The organism is Tateyamaria omphalii, assembly GCF_001969365.1.
Classification (GTDB): Bacteria; Pseudomonadota; Alphaproteobacteria; order Rhodobacterales; family Rhodobacteraceae; genus Tateyamaria; species Tateyamaria omphalii_A.
On the sequence record NZ_CP019312.1, the window covers coordinates 2,896,237 to 2,911,675 of the forward strand.

Sequence of the window (15,439 nt, forward strand, 5' to 3'; positions counted from 1 at the left end):
TGCGCACCCTACGGTGTTGCACTCAGCCGCGCAGCGTGCCGCCGGTCGCCTTGGTAACCTTGTCAATCACCTTCTGCGCGACCGCTTCGATATCCGCGTCCTTGAGGGTCGCATCCTTGGGCTGCAGGCGAACGGTCAGGGCGAGGGATTTCCTGCCCTCCCCCAAAGAACCGCCGATGAACTCGTCAAAGACCCGCACGTCTTCTATCAGGGCCTTGTCGGCCCCCATGGCGGCGTTGACGAGGGTCAGTGCCTCGACCTCTGCATCGACGACAAAGGCAAAGTCACGCTCGACCGCTTGCAGATCACTGATGTCCAGAGCGCCCTTATTGGCACCGGCCTTGCGCGGTTGCGGCACCTCGGCGGGCCAGAGGGTGAAGGCCATGGCCGGCCCTTTCACATCCATCGCGTCCAGAACGCGGGGATGCAGTTCGCCGAAGATGCCCAGCACTTTCTTGGGGCCAAGACAGATCTTGCCATGACGACCGGGGTGCCACCACGCATCGGCACCGCGCATGATCTGCACCTTGGCCGGAGCGCCGATGGCCGACAGGATCGCTTCGGCATCGGCCTTCACGTCATGGACATCGACGGCGCGCGACGCACCATGCACGTCCTTTGGCCCGGTGCGCCCCACCAGCAGACCGGAGACGAGCAAGCGCTGTTCCCCCGGCTCACCGCCGTGGAAGGCGGGGCCAACCTCGAACAACGCCAAATCGGCAAAGCCGCGCGCCTGGTTGCGGGCAGCGGCTTGCAAGAGGCCGGGCAGCAGCGCGGGACGCATGTGGCTCATGTCGCTGGAAATAGGGTTTTCCAGCATGGTCGCGTCTTCACCGCCGCCGAACAGCTTGGCCGAAGCCTGGTCGATGAAGCTATAGGTCACGCATTCGTTGTAGCCGAGTGCCGCCGCCGTCCGGCGCGCGATCTGTTCGCGGCGCTGGATCGGGGTCATCACCGGTTTCGGCACACCTTCAGTAATGCGCGGCAGCGGCTTGCCCTGCAACTTGGTCAAGGAGGCGACGCGGGCCACTTCCTCGACCAGATCGGCCTCTCCCATCACATCGGGCCGCCAGCTGGGCACATGCGCCATGTCGCCCTCAAGCCGAAAACCAAGTCGCGTCAGGGTCTGGCGCTGTTCGCTTTCGGGGATATCCATGCCCACAAGGCTTTGCACACGGGCGGCATCCAGCTTGAAGGCACGGGCGGTGTCGGGAATGGCTCCTGCCTGTACCTTGCTCGACACGTCGCCGCCTGCGTGCTCCAGGATCATTTCGCAAGCCAGATCGAGCCCTTCCGGGGTGAAGGCCGGGTCAATGCCACGCTCAAAGCGGTAGCGGGCGTCCGAGTTGATCTTGAGCGCGCGGCCCGTATAGGCGGTGCGGATCGGATCGAAATAGGCCGCCTCGACAAAGACGTTCACCGTCTCTTCGGTGCAGCCCGAATGCAGACCGCCCATGACGCCGCCGATGCTTTCGGGGCCGTTGTCATCCGAGATCAGGGTCATACCCGCATCGAACGTGTATTCCTTTTCATCAAGGCCCATCAGCGTCTCACCCCCTTTGGCGCGGTGAATGCGCAGGGCGTTGCCAGCGATCTTGTCTGCATCAAACACGTGAAGAGGCCGGTTGCGGTCGAAGGTGAAAAAGTTCGTTACGTCCACCAGGAACGAGATGGGGCGCAGGCCGATGGCGCGCAGGCGGTCTTGCAGCCACGCGGGGCTGGGCCCGTTGGTCACACCGCGGATCAGGCGACCGAAGAAGACCGGGCATTGGTCCAGCGTGTCGTCGTCGATTGTGACCGTGACGGGACACGGGTATGCACCTTCGACCGACGGGTGGTGCGCCGGTTTCATCTTGCCGATGCCGCGTGCGGCCAGGTCCAACGCGATGCCACGCACACCCAGCGCATCGGGGCGGTTGGGGGTAATGGCGATCTCGATCACCGGATCGACCTTGGCTGGATCATTTTCGGCCAGCCAGTCGACAAAGCGGTCGCCCACCTCGCCGCTTGGCAGTTCGATGATGCCATCATGTTCTTCCGACAGCTCCATCTCGCGTTCCGAAGCCATCATGCCAAAGCTCTCGATCCCACGGATCTTGCCCACGCCGATAGTGGTGTCGATGCCGGGCACGTAGACGCCGGGCTTCGCCACGACGACGGTAATCCCTTCGCGCGCGTTGGGGGCGCCGCAGATGATCTGTTTCTCGCCTTCGTCCGTGGCCACCTGGCACACGCGCAAGCGGTCAGCGTCGGGGTGCTTTTCCGCGCTCAATACCTTGCCGATGGTAAAGTCGGCCAGCTTCGCCCCGCGATCCTCGATCCCTTCGACTTCCAGTCCAAGGTCGGTCAGCGCATCGGTAATCTCGTCCACCGAAGCGGTGGTGTCGAGGTGCTGCTTGAGCCAGCTGAGCGTGAATTTCATCGGGTCGTCCCCTGCAGTGCAATACGGGCCTGCAATGGCAAAGTTCGGGCCAAGGTGCAAGCGCGGGACGCGCAAGCAGTCCGGGCGTCAGGGATAGACCGGAGTGCGGCCCAAAAGCTCGTCAAGTTGCCGCGCGATCCATCCATGGGGGATGAAATGGCCGCCCGGATGGATGTCGAGCGTGACCTTGATCCCGCCGGCGCAGTCCTGCCATTCGGTGCGGGTCAGGGTCAGGAACTCGACCGCCGACCAGTCGCCGCCATCGGTCTGCACATTCGTGCAGTCCAGCCGGTCCCGCCAGAGCGATGCCGGGAACATGGTATCGCCACCGGGGCCGTAGGGAAAGTCGAGCACGTTGTCCTTGAGACCATGCACATGCCGCGCCTCGCGCGGGGCCTGCGCGCAGTCTTCGGCCAGGCTGATCGTGCCGGAAATGCCCAGAAGCGCACGCACGTTCATGTCGGAGCCCCGGTCGCAAGCGACGCGCCACGCCATGATCGACCCGTAGGAATAACCGGACAGAAAGATGTTATCGGCGTCGACGGGATAGCGGGCCCTGACATCCTCCAGCACATCGGCTGCGAATTGCACGTCCTCAGTCTCGGGCGTCCACATGTTCCAGGTCTTGCGCTGGCCGTTGGGTGCGATCAGCAGCACGCCGCGCCTACGGGTCGCACCAGAAATGCGCTGGTGCTGGACAGGAAGCGCACCCGTGCGCTGCCAGCCGTGAAAGTGGATCAGCACGGGCATCGGGCTGGTGCCATCCCAGCCGTCCGGCTCTTTGACATGGTAGGATCGGTCGCCCAGAGCGCAAGGCACATCCAGATGGCACCTGTCGCTTTGAGTCTGAGCAGACAGGATGGCGGGCAGCGCGGTCACCAGCGCGAAAAGGGCAAGGAAGCGTGTCATGCGCGCACGCTATCCATTCACCCCCGCATGTCACGTCACATTGTCGTGGTCGTCGCTGTTGCGCCTCTGGACGGCTGCAAGCCAGCGGTCGATCAGCAGGATCGGAGCCAGAACGATTGTCCATCCTGCTGCGTTGATGATGGTGAAGGTCAGCTTCAGATGCGCGGGCATGTCCGAGCGCCACAGGAAAATGTGGGCAATCACGATCAGCGTAACGAGGGTCAGGACAAGCCATTTGCGCATGCCAGGCCACATAGAGCGGGCCGTGCGGTGCGCAATGAATGCACATCCCAAATAGGGTGCGCGGTTTCCGCGCACCTGTCGCCTATCGGCTCAACCCGCCATGCAACGTCGGCACGTCCAGCGCCGCAAAGCCGTAGTGGCGCAGCCAGCGCAGGTCGCTGTCAAAGAACGCGCGCAGGTCTGGCACCCCGTATTTCAGCATCGCAATCCGGTCGATGCCCATGCCAAAGGCAAAGCCCTGCCATTCGTTGGGGTCAATCCCGCCTGCTTCCAACACCTTGGGGTGCACCATGCCGGAGCCGAGGATTTCGAGCCAATCGTCGCCCTCGCCCACCTTGAGCGTGCCACCTTCCCAGGAGCAGCGAATGTCGACCTCGGCCGACGGTTCGGTAAAGGGGAAGTGCGACGCGCGAAAGCGCAGGTCGACGCCGTCCACCTCGAAATAGGATTTCACGAACTCTTCCAGCACCCATTTCAGGTTTGCCATCGAAATGTCCTTGTCGATAGCAAGCCCCTCAACCTGGTGGAACATCGGCGTATGCGTCTGGTCGTAGTCAGCACGGTAGACGCCGCCAGGGCAAATAATGCGGGTGGGCGCGCCCGTGGCCTCCATCGACCGGATCTGCACGGGCGAGGTGTGGGTGCGCAGCACGTGGGGCGGGCGATTATCGCCCTCGGCCCGGTGCATATAGAATGTGTCCATCTCGGCCCGCGCGGGGTGATGACCCGGGATATTCAGAGCATCGAAGTTGTACCAGTCGGTGTCGATCCGCGGCCCTTCGGCGACGGAAAACCCCATTTCGGCGAAGATGGCCGTGACCTCTTCGCTCACCTGGCTGATCGGGTGAAGTGTGCCATGGCGCTGGGGCCGGGTGGGCAGCGTGACGTCCAGCCATTCAGACCGCAATCGCGCATCAAGCGCGGCATCGGCAAGTGCTGCTTTCTTGGCAGCCAAGGCGCTGTTGATCTCGTCCTTGAGCGCATTCAGCGCGGGCCCAGCCACCTGACGCTCTTGCGGTGTCATCTTGCCCAGTTCGCGCATCTTCAGAGCCACTTCGCCCTTCTTGCCAACGGCGGCGATGCGGATGTCCTCAAGCAGGGCCTCATCAGCGGCGTCTGCGATTTGGGTCAGATACTTGGATTTGAGATCGTCCATGACGTGCTCCTTCATTCGCTGCCCTGCTACCACAACGCGGCAGGATGGCAAGATCAGGCGACGTTCAGAAGGGATCCCAGGTGGACCGGGTAGGATGGTCGCGCCGTGACAAAACCCCCGGGCTGTTGGAGTTCGGGAAAAAGGTCCAACATCTCGGCCTCCGTCTCCGGGTTCCAGTGGCCCGTTGCGGCGCATGACGGAAAGTAGCTTTCGCTCCACATGCCGTTGCCGCATACGATCTGGTGCGACTCGAACAGCAGATGGACATAGCTGATCCGCGGGACGTAGCGTTGGATCACGGTTGTGCCATTGACCAGCGCCTTGGCGGGAACCAGCACTTCTTCCGCACCGAAGTAAAGCTCGGACTGCCACCCGCGGATCAGGATGCGATGCTGCGGTGAGACGCGGAGCGCGGAGTGCGCCCCGAGGCAACCGGCCGCAAATTCGATGGGTGCGAACCGCCCTGTTCCGGCGACGGTGCGCTGCCCGCTCCAGAGCAGGCGCATAGGACCTTGATCAAGTGTCCGCACCATGTCCCCGGCTTCCAGCGTGGCCACGTCGCGCGGGCCCTCCGGTGTGTCGATCATCGTGCCCGCAACAAAGCAGGCGATACCGGTGTCCCCCGAACTTGTCGCCCCATACGTGATCTGGTCCGGGTTCGGTTGGTTGAACTGGATAGAAGTCGTTGTGGCATTGGGCCCAACGACAACAGCCACGTTCTCCGACACAGCACCCGCAGCCGCGCCGCCTTGAGCCGTGATGTTCTGCGTTCCGCCGCCGATATCATAGAAATCCAGCACATCGCCCGTCGCCGTGTTGGTCAGCGCATAGGCTTCGTAGTTGTCCGAACCGCCCCCATCCGGGTCGGTCAGCAAGATCGGCAGATTGTCCGCGGACAGGACAAAGATCACCTCGCCATTGTCTGGATCAGTGGATTGAACAACGCGGGGATCATCCAGTCGCACTTCAATGCCGAGACTGCCGTCGTCCTGATAGAAGCCAACGACAAAATCCGCCGGATTGTCCAAAGGGCCAAGCGCCACTTCCAGAAACTCTGACACGCCGGAATTCCGCGCGTATGCGTTGGAGTAATGAAGTTCACTGATCCGGGGCAAAGTATTGCGCGTCCTATTGCATACTGGCTGAGGGCTGGTGGCATTATGAGGGGCAGAATATGCCGAATGTTGGGTGCGCATGTGAAAGAATGTGGCCAAGCGCGCTGCACTCTCAGATAGCAGGGTTCCCGCCGAAAGAGAACTCCCACTAAACCTATGAAAGACCGCAATACTTGGGATATTCGATAGCGTATTGCACTGGATATGGTATGGTTTGAGAATCGTGTAAATGGGAAGTGACGGTCGCAACGAATGAGACCAATCATGTATTCGCATCGTTTGAAGTCGGTGCTGCAACACACTGTGCGGGAACTGGGGCTGACCCTCGTTCTCGACGACGGGCGCACCGAACTCGACCTGGCCGAGAACGAGGCGATGATCCGTGAAACGGCGCAGCTATTGGGGCTGCAGGTGCATTTCGAACGCAACGAAGCGGGACTGTCTGTCACTTTTTACAAGTAAACGTCACCTGGGGGAGACGACATGCGGGCTAAGGCAAAGCAGCGCGAAATGCGCGCGTTACGAGCAGCTGGTCTGACACTGGCCGGGGCAGAACGACTGGCACAGACCAAAGGTGGATCGACGCTGGCTCTGTCCGCACTGGGAGGTTTGGGCATCATGGTCCTGGCTGGCGTTGGCGTGCTGAGCATGAACCTTCCCGGCGGCAATGTGGCCGCTACGGCGCGACCACCTGCCTCGCTGCCGACAGCCGTCGCACCTGCAACCGAAGTTGATCTCGCCATCGCAGACACCACACAAACAGCGACCGAAAGTCCAGATCGCTCTGTGCCGAGCGTGGCAGCAACACCCGTCGAAGAAGAAAGCGAAATGCCGTGGCTTATCGCGTTGGAGCAGGCGCAGCAAACTGCACCAAAACCGGTCCACACATCACCGCCCGCCGCAATCGAACAGGACTGCGTTGTGACACTGGCTGCTGACCTGTCCGGCATTTTGACGCAATTTGACGCGGGCAGCGCGCTGGTACCACCCGGCAGCTACGACCAGCTTTTGCAGGTCGGGACACAGGTGAACGCCTGCCCGCAGGCGCGTGTCCTGGTCGCGGGGCATTCGGACAGCTCGGGTTCTGACCTTGCCAACCTTCAACTCAGCTGGACCCGCGCCGAAAACACGGTCGAGGCGCTGTCAGCGCTTGGCATCGACACGCGCCAATTCGAAACGGTCGGCTTTGGATCCCGCGCCCCGCTCGAGCAGGGCAGTAACGGCGATGACGGAATCAATCGCCGCGTGGAATTGCGGGTGTTGAAAGGGGAGGCCCGGTGATGGCGACCATTGCGCTTCAGTTTGGCATCGCGCTGGCGTTCATGGCCGTGTCAGCCGTGATCGGCTACCTGCTGTCGCGGCAGAAGTATCGCAACGAAAGCGCGGCACACATCGCGATGCTGTCCGGTGAAACGGCAAAATGGCGTCGCAGGGCGAACGTGGCCGAAGACCGCGCCCGCAGCGCCGAGAATGCCTTGGTGCGTGAGCGCCGGAAGGCCCGACGCTGACCCTTACGCCCGGTCGACCGAAAAGCGCGGCGACAGTTCAACAGACAGGTCCTGCAACACGTCAAGCAAGCTGTCCACATTCACCGTCTCAGGGTTGATCTCGTCCGTGGAAAAGTAGCGCAAATATATGCCTTGCGCCCGGTCATCCATGCCCTGATGCAGGCCCATCGACCACGTGGGAAAGATACGCTCGCGCGCGTCCATGCAGGACAACAGGATGATGTTGCTGTGGCGTGGGTCGCGTGAAATCCGGTGATACAGCGCCGATACTTCGACCCGCCCGCCTTCGATCACCTGCAGGAAATGGTCGCCATTGTAATGCAGCATCCCGGTCAGGTTCATGCGCTTGTTGTTGCGCTGACAGGTCTCGATCAACTCCTGCGAATCCAGGCTCTCCGATGGGTTCCGTTGCGAATAGTAAACCAGCCGAGTGAGATTCATCACGCCACCTCTTAAATCCTACATGTAGTATCGTGAACTGCGCTTGGCACAGGATCAAGCGAAATCACGGTATTCAGAGAACCCAAAACGCAATAAAAAAGCCGCCCCCGTACGGAGCGGCTTTTTCATCAACTTGCGGTTGGAATCAGGCGGTCAGCTGCGCCTTGGCCTGATCGACAATCGCGGCAAATGCCTCTGGCTCGTTTACGGCCAGATCTGCCAGAACCTTGCGGTCCACTTCGATGCCAGCCAGGTTCAGGCCGTTGATGAAGCGGCTGTAGGTCAGCGCTTCGTCATGGGCGCGCACAGCCGCGTTGATGCGTTGGATCCACAGCGCGCGGAAGTTGCGCTTGCGGTTGTGACGGTCACGCGTTGCGTACTGGTTGGCCTTGTCGACGGCCTGGCGTGCAACCTTGAAGGTGCTCTTGCGGCGGCCATAGTAACCTTTGGCGGCCTTGATGACCTTCTTGTGACGGGCGTGGGTGACGGTTCCACCTTTGGTGCGGGACATGTATCTGCTCCTTCTTCTTAGCGGTCGTAGGGCATGAAGCCCTTGACGATTTTCGCGTCGGGGGCAGACAGGGTCGTGGTGCCACGGGCGTCACGAATGAATTTACGGGTGCGTTTGATCATGCCGTGGCGCTTGCCGGCCTGACCTGCCATCACCTTACCGGTGGCGGTCACCTTAAAGCGCTTCTTGGCGCTCGACTTGGTCTTCATCTTGGGCATTTCCGTCTCCATCGTTTGAGTGCGGTAGATGCGCGACTCGGCATGCCACTTGGGCCGGACGCGCGGAACGAAGCTGGCGTATACGAGCAGATCATATCCATGGCAAGGGGAATTCCGCGCGCGCCTCACGCAGGTGCCGGGATCAGATAAAGCTGGCAATCACCCGGACAAAAACATCCGGAATTTCCTGTATCGAATACCCGCCCGGTTGCGTCTGCAAGGCCAACACGATCAGCCCGCCCGCAATGAGAATAGTGATCGCCGAGGCCCGCGGCGCCCGCCTGTCAGAGATCGCGGACAGCACGGACGGAATTGAGAATCCGGCAATCAGAATGCCAAGAACCAAATAGAAGTCAGGGCTCATGTCATAACCTTACGCTAAGTCTGGCTACGCTACTCTGGATCAGTGGAATAAATCAAACGTTCATCACAGGGCGCGACACGCAGGATGTTGGTTGTGCCCGTGACGTTGAACGGCACCCCAGCGGTCACGACGATCTGGTCCTCTGCATCCGCAAAGCCGCCATCCCGCGCCGCACGGGCCGCCCCGACGACAGCCTCCTTGAAGCGCTCCATCGTGGGCGTCACATAGCAATTGCACCCCCAACTCAGCGCCATCCGCCGCGCGGTGCGCACAAGCGGGGTGAGCGCCAAGATCGGCACACGCGGCCGCTCGCGGGCCACTAGCATGGCCGTGGTGCCGCTTTGGGTAAAACAGCATATGGCCTTGATGTCCGTCGTCTCTGCAATCTCGCGCGCCGCGGCAACAATACCGTCCGCCACGGACGCACGGCTCGCGCCGCGACTGGCCTCGATAATCTGGGTGTAGGTCGGGTCCCGTTCGACCTCCGCCGCAACACGATCCATCGTGGTGACCGCCTCAACCGGGTAGCTGCCCGCGGCACTCTCGGCGCTCAGCATTACGGCATCCGCACCTTCATAGATGGCAGTGGCCACGTCGCTCACCTCGGCCCGGGTGGGCATCGGGCTTTCAATCATGCTTTCCAGCATCTGTGTGGCCACAATCACCGGCTTGCCCGCATGGCGGCACTTGCGCACCAGGCGCTTCTGGATCGGCGGTACGTTCTGTACCGGCAATTCTACCCCAAGATCGCCGCGGGCAACCATGATCCCGTCGCTGACCTGCAGGATGTGATCAAAGCGTTCGACAGCATTGGGCTTTTCAATCTTGGACAGCACAGCCGCGCGCCCCTTGATCATCGCTTTCGCCTCTTCCACATCCGCGGCGCGCTGCACAAAACTCAGCGCAATCCAGTCCACGCCCAGATCGGCCACAAAGTGCAGATCGGACTTGTCCTTGTCCGACAAGGCAGCCAAGGGCAGCTCGACATCCGGCACATTCACGCCCTTGCGGTTCGAAATCACGCCTCCGGCGGTGACCACGCAATCGGCAAAGTCCGGGCCACACGCCTCGACCTTCAGTCGGATCTTGCCGTCATTGACCAGCAGGGTCTTGCCCACGTCCAACGCCTGGAAAATCTCCGGGTGGGGTAGGCAGACCCGTCGGCTGTCGCCCTCTTTCTCGTCCAGATCCAAACGGAATTTGGCGCCCTCGTCCAGCATCTCGCTGTCGCCTGCAAAGACACCGACGCGCAGCTTCGGACCCTGAAGATCGGCCAGAATGGCAATGGCTGACCCGGTGTCGTCTTCCACCTTGCGTATGATGGCGTGCTTCTCCGCGATCTCCTCGTGGCTGCCATGCGACATGTTCAGGCGAAACACATCGGCGCCCGCCTGATGCAGCGCGCGGATGGTGTCATATGTGTCCGAGGCAGGGCCAAGGGTGGCCACGATTTTCACGTTGCGCAGGCGTCGCATGGTCTTGCCCCTTTTGATGATACCGCTAACGGCGCTCTTATTGCCCAATTCACATCACGTGGCAACTGGCCTAAACCTTCAGCGCAATGCGTGACGATCAAATGACACATGACCCGTTTTTAATAGATGGGGGCGACCGGGGCGGAAGATGGGTGATCACCTGTGATCATGCGACCAACACGGTGCCGCAGCACATAAATGGCGGGACGCTGGGACTGCCCGAAACCGAAATGCAGCGTCACATCGCCATCGACATCGGCGCGCTTGGCGTGGCCCATGCTCTGGGCACGGCACTGAACGCGCCCGTGGTCAGCGCCAATTTCTCGCGGCTGGTGATTGACCCGAACCGGGGCGCCGACGATCCGACACTGGTGCCGCAGCTCTATGACGGCACGATCATTCCCGGCAACCGCCCCTTGACAGGGGCCGAACGCCAGCGCCGGATCGACATGCTCTATGCCCCCTATCACGACGCGATCGCGCGCACGGCGGGCACCCGCGACGTCACCTTCCTTGCCATACACAGCTTCACGCCGCAACTTGTGGGCCGCCCGCGACGCCCCTGGGAAATCGGCGTCCTGTCCGCCCGCGACCGCCGCCTCGCCGACCCGCTCATAGCAAGCCTATCGGGGACCCTCACCTCACCCGTCGGGGACAACGTGCCCTACGCGGGCTTCTTCCCCGGCGACGCAATGAGCCAGCACGCCCACATCCCGGGCCGCCCCAATGTCATCCTCGAAATCCGCCAGGACCTGATCGCAAAGCCCGAGGGCCAGCGTCATTGGGCCAACCTCCTCGCATATCACCTTGAAGCCGCCCGCGCGCACGCCAATCTCTGATCTGAGTTTCTTCTGACCCGAAATACCACGGGGTCCGGGGCGGCGCCCCGGTCCGACACACCCAAAAAGGACAACGCATATGGACGATCAAACCCGTATCGAACTTGAAGCCGCCGCCTTCCGCCGCCTGCGCCAGCACCTGATGGAGGACCGGACAGACGTCCAGAACATCGACATGATGAACCTCACGGGCTTCTGCCGGAACTGCCTGTCGCGCTGGTATCAGGAAGCGGCCGCCGAAAAAGGCATTGAGATGTCCAAGGATGACGCCCGCGAAACGTTCTACGGCATGACGATGGCCGAGTGGAAAGCCAACCACCAGACCGAAGCATCCGACACCCAAAAGGCCGACTTCAAAGAGGCCTTTGCCGAAAATGTCGGGGACAAAAAGTGACCTACCGCGTCGGCGCGCGCGCCGAAAACGCCCCGACGCCCACCGCCTTCATCCCGGATCCGTTCAAACGGACCAAGGCCCCCGACCCGCTGCAATTCGAAGTGAACCTGGTGGCCGAGGCGGGCACCAAACAGCACAAGACCGGCTCTGTCTCGGTCAACATCCCCGGCTTCTCGCCCCTCACGCTCTATTGCGACGAACAGCCCCCTGTGGGCGAGGATCAGGCCCCGCCACCACTCGCCTATTTCTGCGCCGGGATCGGGTTCTGCCTGATGACCCACCTCACCGACATCTACACCGCGCGCAAGATCGAGATCACGTCGCTGAAGCTGGAACAGCGCGTGCGCTTTGCCACGAACCTCGGGCACATGCGCGACTTTGGACACACGACGGATGGCAAGACCGAACTGGTCGAAACACATGTGCTGATCGAAAGCCCAGAACCGCGCGACCGGATCGAAGCGCTGCTGGCCGAGGCCGAAGGGGCGTGCATGGCCCATTTCGCCCTGCGCAACCCGATCCCGTGGACCACACGCCTTGTGCACAACGGCACCGAGACCGCCAGCCACGCCGGCAATGGCGCGTAAATTGTAAGGCGGAGCTGTGCTCCGCCTTACCCGTCAGTCATTGATGTCCCGCTCGACAATCTTGACCTGCCCGCGCCGCACACCAATCACATTGCGCAAACCAATCGCGGCGACAACCGACGACACGGCAAAGAGCAAAAGAAGCGCGGGCAACCCCGCCCCGATCCAGCCCAGCGCGCCAAAACCCAGCGCGACCCCGACAACAACCGCCCCTACGGCCATGCCAAGAAAGACAAAGGCGGGCACGAACACCTCGACAAAGGCCAGCACAAGGGCGGCCACGATCCACACCCACCAGATACTCCACAAAGTCGTCATCACGCTTTCCTCCCTTTCAACATGCCAAAGGCTTCGCCAAACGCATCCATCGCACTCGACGGCAGAACGATGGTCTGCTGGCCCGCGCCGGACGCGATGGCCGACACCGCATCAACCTGTTTCAAAGCGACCTGATACTGCGCCGCCTCGATCCCGTGCGTCGCAATCGCCTCGGCCACAACCTGCGTGGCATAGGCTTCGGCATCGGCTTCAACGCGGCGCGCCTTGGCCGCCTGTTCCGCGGCATAGAGCTCCGCATCGGCGTTCAACTCGGTCGCCCGCTTGTGACCTTCGGCTTCCATGACCGCAGCACGGCGCGCCCGTTCGGCATTCAGCTGCTGCAACATCGCATCGCGCGTCGCCTTGTCCAGGTTCACGTCCAGGATCTCGGCCCGCGTCACCTCGATGCCCCAGTCGTTCACCGCCTCTTCCACCAGATGCTTGATCTGCGTGATCAGCTGCGACCGGTTCGACTGCACCTCGTCCAGCTCCATCTTGCCGATCTCGGCCCGCACGATACCCGCAACCGTCGTCTGTACAGCGCCATCCACGTCACGAATACGGTACACCGTCCGCTCAGGCTCCGTCACGCGGTAAAAGATGCTGGTTTCCACCTGCACCAACACGTTGTCCGACGTGATGGCGTCCTGGTTCGCATTGGGCAGCTGACGCTCCAGCACCGACACCTTGTGACGCACCACGTCCAGAAACGGCACGATAAAGTTGATGCCGGGGCCCAGCACCGCATGCAGGCGACCAAAGCGTTCGACCACGAACTTGTCGGCCTGCGGCACGATGCGAACGCCCAGAAACAGGCAGACCAACAAGAAAATGGCAGCAAGGATCAGGATCAGATTCTCGCTCAAAAGGCTCAGGATGATCTCTTCGTTCATTTAATTTATCCCTCGATGTTAATATGCTTCACATACCCAGATGGGAATAAAAAGCCCGCTTTTCAAGGGATAATCGAAAAGCGGGCCTAAATTCGGGCGGTTAGATGGCAGCCTTGCGGCTCTCGTCCAGATAGATTTCGCGGAGCCGCGGCGCCACCCGACCGGGCACGCCGTCACCCAGTTTCGCGCCGTCAATCTCGACCACGGGCATCACGAAAGTGGAGGCGGATGTGATAAACGCCTCGTCCGCCTCACGCGCCTCGTCGATGGTGAAATTGCGTTCCTCCACCTCCATCTGCGCCTCCTCGGCAAAGCGCAGAACAGCAGCGCGGGTGATGCCGTGCAGGATGTCGTTCGATTTGGCGCGCGTGATGATCTTGTTGCCCTTCACGATATAGGCGTTGTTCGATGTCCCTTCGGTCACGAACCCGTCCTGGATCATCCAGGCATCATCGGCGCCCGCCTTCTTGGCCATCATCTTGCCCATGGACGGATACAGCAGCTGCACAGTCTTGATGTCGCGGCGACCCCAGCGGATGTCCTCGATGCTGATGACCTTCATGCCCTTCTTGGCCGCCGGATTGTCGGCCAGGCCGGGCTTGTTCTGGGTGAACAGCACAATGGTCGGCGCGGTCGTCTCCGGGTCGGGGAACACAAAATCCCGGTCATCCGGCGCCCCGCGTGTGATCTGAAGGTAGATCATGCCCTCTTCGACCCCGTTCAGGCGCACCAGTTCACGATGCACTTCCAAAAGGTCCTCTTTCGAGATGGGCGACTGCATCTCCAACTCGTCCAGCGACCGCTGCAGGCGCACCGCATGACCGTCAAAGTCGATGAGCTTGCCGTCCAGCACCGACGTCACCTCATAGACCCCATCGGCCATCAGGAACCCCCGGTCGAAAATCGACACCTTGGCCTCGGTCTCGGGCAGGTACTCTCCGTTTACATATACGGTCCGGGTCATGGGTGTCGCTCCTTCGGGCACGGGTCTTTGCGCTTGGCGTTATGTTACGATTTCAATCGGTGCAAGGGGCGTCGACGCACTGTCGCACCCGTTAGATGTGATGTCTCAGCCCCACAGGGCCGCCGTCGGCGGATGCACACCCGCCTCGTCAAAGACGAGCGGCGCCTCCCGATCCTCGGCCAACAGCAGCGGACCATCCAGGTCGGTCACGGCAACGCCCTGCGCCACAAGGGTCGCAGGCGCCATGGCAAGGGATGACCCCACCATACACCCCACCATGATGTCATACCCCTCGGTACGCGCCGCATCCCGCAAGGCAAGCGCCTCGGTCAAACCGCCGGTCTTGTCCACCTTGATGTTAACCATGTCGTACTTGCCCTTGAGGGCAGGCAGATCCGACCGGTCGTGACAGGATTCGTCCGCACAAACCGGCACGGGCCGCTCCATCCCGATCAGGGCGTCATCATCCCCCGCAGGCAACGGCTGCTCCACCATCTGCACGCCCAAGCGCACCAGATGCGGCGCCAGATCGGCATAGACCTCCGCGGACCACCCTTCATTGGCATCCACAATGATGCGCGAGGTCGGCGCACCTGCCCGCACCGCCTCCAACCGCGGCATGTCATCCGGCGTACCCAGCTTGATCTTCAGCAGGGGCCGATGCGCATTCTGCGCGGCTTGCGCCTGCATCGCCTCCGGCGTGCCCAGCGACAGGGTATAGGCGGTGATCTCCGGCCCGGGTGCCGCCAACCCGGCCAGGGTCCAGGCCCGCTTGCCCGCCCGCTTCGCCTCCAGATCCCACAATGCGCAGTCCACAGCGTTCCGCGCCGCCCCGGCAGGCAACAGATCATACAAACCATCACGGGTCAGATCCCCGGACAATGCCTCAATCTCCGCCGTGACAGTGTCCAACGTCTCATCATACCGGGCGTAGGGCACACACTCCCCCCAGCCGCTGTCCACCCCGTCCGACACCCGGACCGTCAGCACATGCGCCTCGGTCCGCGACCCGCGCGAAATGGTAAAGGCCTGCGCCAGCTGAAACACATCCCGCGTCACTTCAATGCGCATCCGTCCACCTT

20 protein-coding genes are annotated in these 15,439 nt (G+C 61.8%); 6 read left to right on the forward strand and 14 right to left on the reverse strand.

Annotation, left to right across the window (positions count from 1 at the left end; genetic code table 11):
* Positions 1-22: 22 nt before the first annotated feature.
* The 5 genes from pheT to BWR18_RS14480 all read right to left on the reverse strand — a co-directional run bounded on the left by pheT (position 23) and on the right by BWR18_RS14480 (position 5,791).
* A complete protein-coding gene (gene pheT, locus BWR18_RS14460; protein ID WP_076629172.1) occupies positions 23-2,422 on the reverse strand; it encodes a phenylalanine--tRNA ligase subunit beta in 2,400 nt (799 codons plus the stop codon).
* Between the two features lie 87 nt (positions 2,423-2,509).
* On the reverse strand, positions 2,510-3,331 hold the full coding sequence (locus tag BWR18_RS14465) for an alpha/beta hydrolase family esterase (RefSeq protein WP_076629173.1): 822 nt from the start codon (positions 3,329-3,331) through the stop codon (positions 2,510-2,512).
* Positions 3,332-3,361: 30 nt separating this feature from the next.
* Positions 3,362-3,574 (reverse strand): hypothetical protein, encoded by a 213-nt coding sequence (locus BWR18_RS14470; RefSeq protein ID WP_076630332.1) that lies wholly within the window; start codon positions 3,572-3,574, stop codon positions 3,362-3,364.
* A gap of 82 nt (positions 3,575-3,656) precedes the next feature.
* On the reverse strand, positions 3,657-4,730 hold the full coding sequence (pheS, locus tag BWR18_RS14475) for a phenylalanine--tRNA ligase subunit alpha (RefSeq protein WP_076630333.1): 1,074 nt from the start codon (positions 4,728-4,730) through the stop codon (positions 3,657-3,659).
* Between the two features lie 53 nt (positions 4,731-4,783).
* On the reverse strand, positions 4,784-5,791 hold the full coding sequence (locus tag BWR18_RS14480) for a Hint domain-containing protein (protein WP_254684869.1): 1,008 nt from the start codon (positions 5,789-5,791) through the stop codon (positions 4,784-4,786).
* A gap of 318 nt (positions 5,792-6,109) precedes the next feature.
* Here BWR18_RS14480 and BWR18_RS14485 point away from each other — a divergent pair, with 318 nt between their 5' ends.
* The 3 genes from BWR18_RS14485 to BWR18_RS14495 are packed head-to-tail and all read left to right on the forward strand — an operon-like array spanning position 6,110 to position 7,353.
* Positions 6,110-6,307: a hypothetical protein gene (locus tag BWR18_RS14485; RefSeq protein WP_039681974.1), complete on the forward strand. Its 198-nt coding sequence runs from the start codon at positions 6,110-6,112 to the stop codon at positions 6,305-6,307.
* Between the two features lie 21 nt (positions 6,308-6,328).
* Complete coding sequence (locus tag BWR18_RS14490; RefSeq protein ID WP_076629175.1) at positions 6,329-7,126, forward strand: OmpA family protein; 798 nt, start codon at positions 6,329-6,331, stop codon at positions 7,124-7,126.
* Positions 7,126-7,353, forward strand: a complete 228-nt coding sequence (locus tag BWR18_RS14495; RefSeq protein WP_076629176.1) for a hypothetical protein — start codon at positions 7,126-7,128, stop codon at positions 7,351-7,353. Before BWR18_RS14490 ends, BWR18_RS14495 begins: the two co-directional genes overlap by 1 nt.
* Before the next feature lie 3 nt (positions 7,354-7,356).
* Here the strand turns inward: BWR18_RS14495 and BWR18_RS14500 are convergent, their stop codons facing one another.
* From BWR18_RS14500 to pyk, 5 genes are all read right to left on the reverse strand, one after another.
* Positions 7,357-7,794, reverse strand: a complete 438-nt coding sequence (locus BWR18_RS14500; RefSeq protein ID WP_076629177.1) for a BLUF domain-containing protein — start codon at positions 7,792-7,794, stop codon at positions 7,357-7,359.
* A 145-nt stretch (positions 7,795-7,939) separates the two neighbouring features.
* A complete protein-coding gene (rplT, locus tag BWR18_RS14505) occupies positions 7,940-8,305 on the reverse strand; it encodes a 50S ribosomal protein L20 (RefSeq protein WP_076629178.1) in 366 nt (121 codons plus the stop codon).
* 17 nt (positions 8,306-8,322) lie between these two features.
* Positions 8,323-8,523 (reverse strand): 50S ribosomal protein L35, encoded by a 201-nt coding sequence (rpmI, locus tag BWR18_RS14510; protein ID WP_027263382.1) that lies wholly within the window; start codon positions 8,521-8,523, stop codon positions 8,323-8,325.
* A gap of 142 nt (positions 8,524-8,665) precedes the next feature.
* Entirely contained in the window at positions 8,666-8,887 is a 222-nt protein-coding gene (locus BWR18_RS14515) for a hypothetical protein (protein ID WP_076629179.1), read from the reverse strand.
* A gap of 29 nt (positions 8,888-8,916) precedes the next feature.
* On the reverse strand, positions 8,917-10,362 hold the full coding sequence (pyk, locus tag BWR18_RS14520) for a pyruvate kinase (RefSeq protein ID WP_076629180.1): 1,446 nt from the start codon (positions 10,360-10,362) through the stop codon (positions 8,917-8,919).
* Between the two features lie 86 nt (positions 10,363-10,448).
* On the opposite strand from pyk, the gene BWR18_RS14525 reads away from it, so the two are divergent.
* The 3 genes from BWR18_RS14525 (at position 10,449) to BWR18_RS14535 (ending at position 12,182) form a co-directional block, all read left to right on the forward strand.
* Positions 10,449-11,201, forward strand: a complete 753-nt coding sequence (locus BWR18_RS14525) for an N-formylglutamate amidohydrolase (RefSeq protein WP_254684870.1) — start codon at positions 10,449-10,451, stop codon at positions 11,199-11,201.
* 79 nt (positions 11,202-11,280) lie between these two features.
* Positions 11,281-11,595: a DUF1244 domain-containing protein gene (locus tag BWR18_RS14530; protein WP_076629181.1), complete on the forward strand. Its 315-nt coding sequence runs from the start codon at positions 11,281-11,283 to the stop codon at positions 11,593-11,595.
* Complete coding sequence (locus BWR18_RS14535) at positions 11,592-12,182, forward strand: OsmC family protein (protein ID WP_076629182.1); 591 nt, start codon at positions 11,592-11,594, stop codon at positions 12,180-12,182. The genes BWR18_RS14530 and BWR18_RS14535 overlap by 4 nt, the downstream gene beginning before the upstream one ends.
* Before the next feature lie 33 nt (positions 12,183-12,215).
* On the opposite strand, the gene BWR18_RS14540 is transcribed toward BWR18_RS14535, so the two are convergent.
* The 4 genes from BWR18_RS14540 to dgcA form a co-directional block, all read right to left on the reverse strand.
* The gene (locus tag BWR18_RS14540) at positions 12,216-12,500 is read right to left on the reverse strand and encodes a hypothetical protein (RefSeq protein ID WP_076629183.1); all 285 of its coding nucleotides are present in this window, start codon (positions 12,498-12,500) and stop codon (positions 12,216-12,218) included.
* Positions 12,500-13,393 (reverse strand): SPFH domain-containing protein, encoded by an 894-nt coding sequence (locus tag BWR18_RS14545; protein ID WP_076629184.1) that lies wholly within the window; start codon positions 13,391-13,393, stop codon positions 12,500-12,502. Before BWR18_RS14545 ends, BWR18_RS14540 begins: the two co-directional genes overlap by 1 nt.
* A 100-nt stretch (positions 13,394-13,493) precedes the next feature.
* On the reverse strand, positions 13,494-14,357 hold the full coding sequence (locus tag BWR18_RS14550) for a D-amino-acid transaminase (protein WP_076629185.1): 864 nt from the start codon (positions 14,355-14,357) through the stop codon (positions 13,494-13,496).
* Between the two features lie 105 nt (positions 14,358-14,462).
* On the reverse strand, positions 14,463-15,428 hold the full coding sequence (gene dgcA, locus BWR18_RS14555) for an N-acetyl-D-Glu racemase DgcA (protein ID WP_076629186.1): 966 nt from the start codon (positions 15,426-15,428) through the stop codon (positions 14,463-14,465).
* Positions 15,429-15,439: the final 11 nt, after the last annotated feature.

Bases quoted from the DNA above. Each gene is read 5' to 3' on its own strand.
- pheT (WP_076629172.1), bottom strand. From the start codon at position 2,422: ATGAAATTCACGCTCAGCTGGCTCAAGCAGCACCTCGACACCACCGCT.
- BWR18_RS14550 (WP_076629185.1), bottom strand. From the start codon at position 14,357: ATGACCCGGACCGTATATGTAAACGGAGAGTACCTGCCCGAGACCGAG.
- pheS (WP_076630333.1), bottom strand. From the start codon at position 4,730: ATGGACGATCTCAAATCCAAGTATCTGACCCAAATCGCAGACGCCGCT.
- BWR18_RS14515 (WP_076629179.1), bottom strand. From the start codon at position 8,887: ATGAGCCCTGACTTCTATTTGGTTCTTGGCATTCTGATTGCCGGATTC.
- BWR18_RS14525 (WP_254684870.1), top strand. From the start codon at position 10,449: ATGCGTGACGATCAAATGACACATGACCCGTTTTTAATAGATGGGGGC.
- BWR18_RS14545 (WP_076629184.1), bottom strand. From the start codon at position 13,393: ATGAACGAAGAGATCATCCTGAGCCTTTTGAGCGAGAATCTGATCCTG.
- BWR18_RS14500 (WP_076629177.1), bottom strand. From the start codon at position 7,794: ATGAATCTCACTCGGCTGGTTTACTATTCGCAACGGAACCCATCGGAG.
- BWR18_RS14530 (WP_076629181.1), top strand. From the start codon at position 11,281: ATGGACGATCAAACCCGTATCGAACTTGAAGCCGCCGCCTTCCGCCGC.
- BWR18_RS14490 (WP_076629175.1), top strand. From the start codon at position 6,329: ATGCGGGCTAAGGCAAAGCAGCGCGAAATGCGCGCGTTACGAGCAGCT.
- BWR18_RS14495 (WP_076629176.1), top strand. From the start codon at position 7,126: ATGGCGACCATTGCGCTTCAGTTTGGCATCGCGCTGGCGTTCATGGCC.
- BWR18_RS14540 (WP_076629183.1), bottom strand. From the start codon at position 12,500: ATGACGACTTTGTGGAGTATCTGGTGGGTGTGGATCGTGGCCGCCCTT.
- rplT (WP_076629178.1), bottom strand. From the start codon at position 8,305: ATGTCCCGCACCAAAGGTGGAACCGTCACCCACGCCCGTCACAAGAAG.
- dgcA (WP_076629186.1), bottom strand. From the start codon at position 15,428: ATGCGCATTGAAGTGACGCGGGATGTGTTTCAGCTGGCGCAGGCCTTT.
- rpmI (WP_027263382.1), bottom strand. From the start codon at position 8,523: ATGCCCAAGATGAAGACCAAGTCGAGCGCCAAGAAGCGCTTTAAGGTG.
- BWR18_RS14465 (WP_076629173.1), bottom strand. From the start codon at position 3,331: ATGACACGCTTCCTTGCCCTTTTCGCGCTGGTGACCGCGCTGCCCGCC.
- BWR18_RS14485 (WP_039681974.1), top strand. From the start codon at position 6,110: ATGTATTCGCATCGTTTGAAGTCGGTGCTGCAACACACTGTGCGGGAA.
- BWR18_RS14470 (WP_076630332.1), bottom strand. From the start codon at position 3,574: ATGCGCAAATGGCTTGTCCTGACCCTCGTTACGCTGATCGTGATTGCC.
- pyk (WP_076629180.1), bottom strand. From the start codon at position 10,362: ATGCGACGCCTGCGCAACGTGAAAATCGTGGCCACCCTTGGCCCTGCC.